The organism is Bacillota bacterium (assembly GCA_040754315.1).
Classification (GTDB): Bacteria; Bacillota; Sulfobacillia; order DUSP01; family JBFMCS01; genus JBFMCS01.
The window spans coordinates 1-4,828 of the sequence record JBFMCS010000025.1 but is presented as its reverse complement, the minus strand read 5'-3'; the positions used below and the strand labels follow the sequence as shown (position 1 = coordinate 4,828).

At 58.5% G+C, this 4,828-nt stretch carries 4 protein-coding genes; 2 read left to right on the top strand and 2 right to left on the bottom strand.

Annotation, left to right across the window (positions count from 1 at the left end; translation table 11 throughout):
- Positions 1-51 precede the first annotated feature (51 nt).
- Positions 52-720 carry a hypothetical protein gene (locus AB1576_05015; protein ID MEW6081133.1) on the top strand — a complete coding sequence of 223 codons (669 nt, stop codon included), beginning with the start codon at positions 52-54 and terminating at the stop codon, positions 718-720.
- A gap of 287 nt (positions 721-1,007) precedes the next feature.
- On the opposite strand, the gene AB1576_05010 is transcribed toward AB1576_05015, so the two are convergent.
- Complete coding sequence (locus AB1576_05010; protein ID MEW6081132.1) at positions 1,008-1,781, bottom strand: SDR family oxidoreductase; 774 nt, start codon at positions 1,779-1,781, stop codon at positions 1,008-1,010.
- A gap of 60 nt (positions 1,782-1,841) precedes the next feature.
- Positions 1,842-2,015: a hypothetical protein gene (locus AB1576_05005; GenBank protein MEW6081131.1), complete on the bottom strand. Its 174-nt coding sequence runs from the start codon at positions 2,013-2,015 to the stop codon at positions 1,842-1,844.
- Between AB1576_05005 and AB1576_05000 the strand changes: the two genes are divergently transcribed.
- Positions 1,941-2,819, top strand: a complete 879-nt coding sequence (locus AB1576_05000) for a diacylglycerol kinase family protein (protein ID MEW6081130.1) — start codon at positions 1,941-1,943, stop codon at positions 2,817-2,819. The two genes, AB1576_05005 and AB1576_05000, sit on opposite strands and share 75 nt — an antisense overlap.
- The last annotated feature ends 2,009 nt before the right edge of the window (positions 2,820-4,828 follow it).

The following is a 4,828-nucleotide window of genomic DNA, read 5'->3' as shown; positions in this document are numbered from 1 at the left end:
AGTTTCGTTGTTCAGCACCCCCACCAGCCGGTACTTTTCGGTGTCCTGGGAGTGCTTTCCCTTGTAAGAACGGCGCTTGAAGCAGATTTCCACCAATACGTCCAACACTTGTCGCTTCAACTGGGGTGGAACTTCCTGAAGGCTCTTTCCGGCCAGATCGATGGCCTGCCCATTGTGGCATCACGCCTTAAGAGCATGCCGGCTGCGGTTATAAAGGAGGTGTTCTCTGATGACTATGTGGATATCCAGGAGATGGGACTGAAGTACAAGGTCGTCGAGCGCATGAACGCCGTGAGAAGCCAAGGAAAGGAGTTTGAGTTGCCGGAGAGGCTGGTCATCACCTACTCCGAGGCCAGGGCCCGCAAAGACAGCGCGGACAGGGAAAGGCTCATCGAAAAGGCGAAAGGTCTCCTTGAGAGCGCTTCGAAGATCAGGGCAAGCAACAAAAGGGGCGGCAAGAAGTATCTGAAAGAAATGTCCGGGGAAACGGAGTGGGTGCTGGACGAGGATGCGATTGCCAACGACTCCAGGTATGACGGTTACTATGGAATACAGACTAACGACACCATCACTGGGAACACCTCCACCTTGACCGGCATTGATGTTCCCTCTTTGATGGAGGGTGAGGAATTTCATTCTGTTCCTTTTGAGGATTTTAAACCCGTTGCTGACATTCAGGCGTGCCATGGGGCCACGCCCACGCTCCCGCCCCTGATATAGAGCACGTAAGCCTGGGAACCCTTCGACCCCTCGGGTGGCGCCATCTGCTAGTACATCATGGCAAAGAACCGCTCGAATGCCCAGCCAGCGTAGGCATGTCGCTCGTTACGGCTGCAGTACGAGAAGGAGGGTTCTTCTGCGTGACTCTCCCCAGAGTTTCCCCGTCTACCCGTATCACTGGAGGAAGGTGCAGCAGGAAAACAAGATCGCCGGGGCAGGGGCGTCCTGGAGAGCCAATAACCCTGAGGGTTCAAATGGCGCCCTCGGCCCCTGTTACAGGGCGAGCCTCACCATGCCGTATAGCCCCCATCAACATAGAGGTTTTCCCCGGTCACGAAGCTCGCAGCCGGGCTGGCCAGGAACACAGCCGCCCCAACTATCTCCTCCGTCCGGCCGAACCTCTTCAGGGCATGCCGGTCTTCCAGGGCTTTGGCCATGACCGGGTTTTCCCTGAGGGCCTGGGTCATATCGGTCACTATGAACCCGGGCCCAATGTTGTTCACCAGGATGCCGTACTTCGCCCACTCACAGGCCAGAGCCCTGGTGAGGTTCTGCACGGCTCCCTTGGATGCATGGTACACGCTGGCTCCCAGCTCACTGCCTACAAGTCCGAAGATGCTCCCGATGTTGATGATCCTGCCCCCCCTCCCGTGGTCCTTCATTATCCTGGCTGCCGCCTGGGAGGCAAAGAAGAGTCCCTTGAGATTGACCCCAGCTACGCTGTCCCATTCCTCCTCGGAAACCTCTTCGGCAGGGGTAACCGCTGCGACCCCCGCGTTGTTCACCAGTATGTCCACAGTCCCAAGGCTCCCGGCGATCCTGTTCATGGCCTCCTGTACCTCCCGTACCCTGCCCACGTCGGTCTTGACGAAGGCACCCTTTTGGCCCAAGGCCTCTATCTCCCTCACCGTGTCCTGGCTTTCGGGGCTGAGGCCCGCGATCCCGACGTCAGCCCCGAAGGTAGCCATTCCCAGGGCAATGGCCTTGCCGATGCCCCTGCTGCCGCCTGTAATCACGGCTACCTTGCCATCGAGCCTGAACATGTCCTTGTCTATCTTCACTGAAGACCCTCCTCGAAGTCACAAAGTGGCTGCCCTCAGGAAACAACATACCCCGATACCCTACCCCTTATCTAGGAACAGCCTGGGGGCGCAGGAAAACCTGGGCAGGGCGTAGAAATCCAGGTCTTTCAGGGAGGGGTTCGCCTGGACGGGTTCAATCTGATAGCCAATCCCCAGGCCGCCAAGGGGTACCGTCAAGGAGGGCTCCGGGCGGTCGAAGACGTGTTCCGCCATGCCCGGGTGCCATATGAGATCTCCGTCACCCAGGGCCCCGGCCACGCCACTGAACTCGCCCGCCTGGCCGTGAAGGAAGGGTGGCGGCGCATCGTGGCCATAGGCGGGGACGGCACGATGGGAGAGACCCTGAACGGGATCGTGGGAAGCGATGCGGCCCTGGGGGTAATCCCTGCTGGAACCGGAAACGACATGGCCTTCACCCTTGGCATGGCCAAGGACATGGGGGTCGCGGCCCGGCAGCTCCTCATGGCAAGAACCCAGCGCATCGATGTAGGCCGTGACCCTGACGGTCACTTCGGTATAATCCTGGGCCTAGGGTTTTCCACCGATGTAATGCAGTACTGCAACACCCACTCCTCCCTCTTCCAGGGTTCCGCCGCCATCCTCGCCGCCATCATCACCATCCTGAACCGGTTAAGGCCTGTCTCAATGCGGGTGACGATGGACAACGGCTCCTTCGAGGGGGCGTACATGGCTGTATTCGTGATGAATACCCGGAGGACCGGCGGGGGTCTCAGGATGGCCCCCACGGCCAGCCTTACCGATGGCATGTTCGACCTGGTCCTGGTAGGTGCCATGTCCAAACCGGACTTCCTGATGACGCTACCCAAAGCCTACCAGGGAAGGCACCTGGGGAACCCGGCAGTGAGCCTGCACAGGACCAGGAAGGTATGCATAGAGACCTCGGAGCCCCTCAGGAAGATGTTCGACGGGAACGTGTTGGGGCAGACTCCTGTCAATGCCGAGGTTGTTCCCCTGGGTCTAAGCGTGCTGGTGCCAGACGGTTGGGACCTTGAATAGCGTTCATGAGGCCAGAGGTTCGATCCCCCTCGGCTCCACCAGAAACAAGCCCCCGGGACATGCGGGAAGTCCCGGGGTTCTCACTTGTCTCCCTGTCATATCCTGGAACCACTACTGCCCAGCTACTGCCATTCTCAAGTGAGGCGTGAAAGATGTCCACCATTATACACATATCGGCTGGCGAAGAATCGGCCCTGAGTGGTTGTATTTGCATGCTGGTGGCGCTATCGGCACGAACGGCCCGGTGGCCGGCGTGGCCGTGGACCCCGGGGGGGAGCTGAGGGATTATGTGCTGCCCGAACCGCCACAGGGGGAGGACCTGGCGGCGGCGGCGGGCCTCCCTGGCGCTGTTGCAGGTAGCTCCCCCGGGAATTGTCTTCCCCCTGCTGGCGGCGGTTTACCGTGCGCCGCTGGGCGAGGTGTTGGCGACCGATTTATCGGTGTACCTGGCGGGGCAAACCGGCGTCAAAAAAACCTCCCTCATAGTGCTGGCGCAGGGACACTGGGGCGCAAGATTTGGCGACAGGAATTTGCCGGGGAACTGGGAGAGCACTGCAAACGCTTTGGAGAAGCTGACTTTCCTGGCAAAAGACGTAGTGTTTGTGATAGATGACTTCGCGCCGAAGGGCGGGGTTTCGGATGTACAGCGGCTGCACCGGGAGGCTGACCGGGTGTTGCGGGCACAGGGGAACCGGACCGGGCGCATCAGGGTGCGGCCAGACGGTAGCTTGCGGCCCGGGTACGACCCCCGCGGGTTGGCCATCTCCAGCGGCGAAGACATTCCACGGGGCCAGAGCTTGCGTGCGCGCGGGCTGATCGTAAAACTCGAAAAATCACCGGCGGTGTGCGCGCTGCTGTCAGCACGGTCGCGGCCGCCCTACCTGGTAGAGATTTACATTCCCCTTCCCCTGCCCTTGCGCGCGGTCACAGTTTTAGACGAGGACTTGGCCTGTTTCCCCGGGGTGGTGGTTATCCTAATCAGGGGTGCGGGTCCTGCGGCCCGCGGGGACTTTAGCGGGCAAAGTAGAAGGTGCCTGCTCATCCTTCCAGGGAAGGCCGGTGAATTCCTCGACGGCTTCACGGGTGACCCGCCAGAGGAATCGGGCTCAGCGTCCTGGGGAGGATGTGCGGATTCGAGTAGTCCCCGACCAGCATCCCGCCTGCGATGCGTGGAGCGGGTGGCAGGAAAAGGTTCAACCCAAGAGGACAAAAGATGCAGGAATGGAATGTTTTGACACGGAAATTTCCTAGTGGTAAAGTTAGGTTAGACAAAGCGGATTGAAGCATATGGCATGAGTTATTCATATTATTGGAGTGACCGAGGGAAGAAGAATGACTGAAGAAAAGGGATCCCCAATCTGCCTAGAAACATTGACAGAAATGAAGCAATCGGGGTATCCTAAGTATAGGAACACCCCCTGTCGTTTCGACGGCAGGGCGCGGGGCTGCTTACGGCAGCCCCTGCTTATCTCATGACCTCCTATGCAGTTACGGAGAAGGCTCGCACTTCGGTATATATAGACGCCTTTAATCTTTACTACGGCGCCGTTAAAGGGACTCCCTACAAGTGGCTTGACCTGTCCCAAATGTGCGCCCACCTGTTGCCTGGCCATAACATTACGGCAATTAAGTATTTCACCGCTCGGGTGGTTGCGCGGCAAAACGACCCCGATCAACCACTTAGACAGCAGATTTACATCAGGGCCATTGAGACATTGCCCAACGTGACAGTAATATACGGGCATTTCCTGAACACCCGCCGACGTCTACCGTTGGTGAATCAGTCTCACTCAAGCCCGTCTTTTGTAGAAGTCGTTCATACGGAGGAAAAAGGATCCGATGTTAACCTCGCCAGCCATCTCTTATATCACATCTTCCGCACCCTTTTTGCTCTAAAAACCCGAATTACGACCCATATTCTGCCACCTATTTGAGATAGATGTCTTCACTGAAGCCAGCCAACCTTAGGGCTTTCAAGATTTCCGGGTTGGTGTTGCTGGGCAGCACCC

What these genes read in the sequence shown, in the direction of transcription:
- AB1576_05005 (MEW6081131.1), bottom strand. Translation starts at nt 2,015, where the DNA reads ATGGCGGAACACGTCTTCGACCGCCCGGAGCCCTCCTTGACGGTACCC.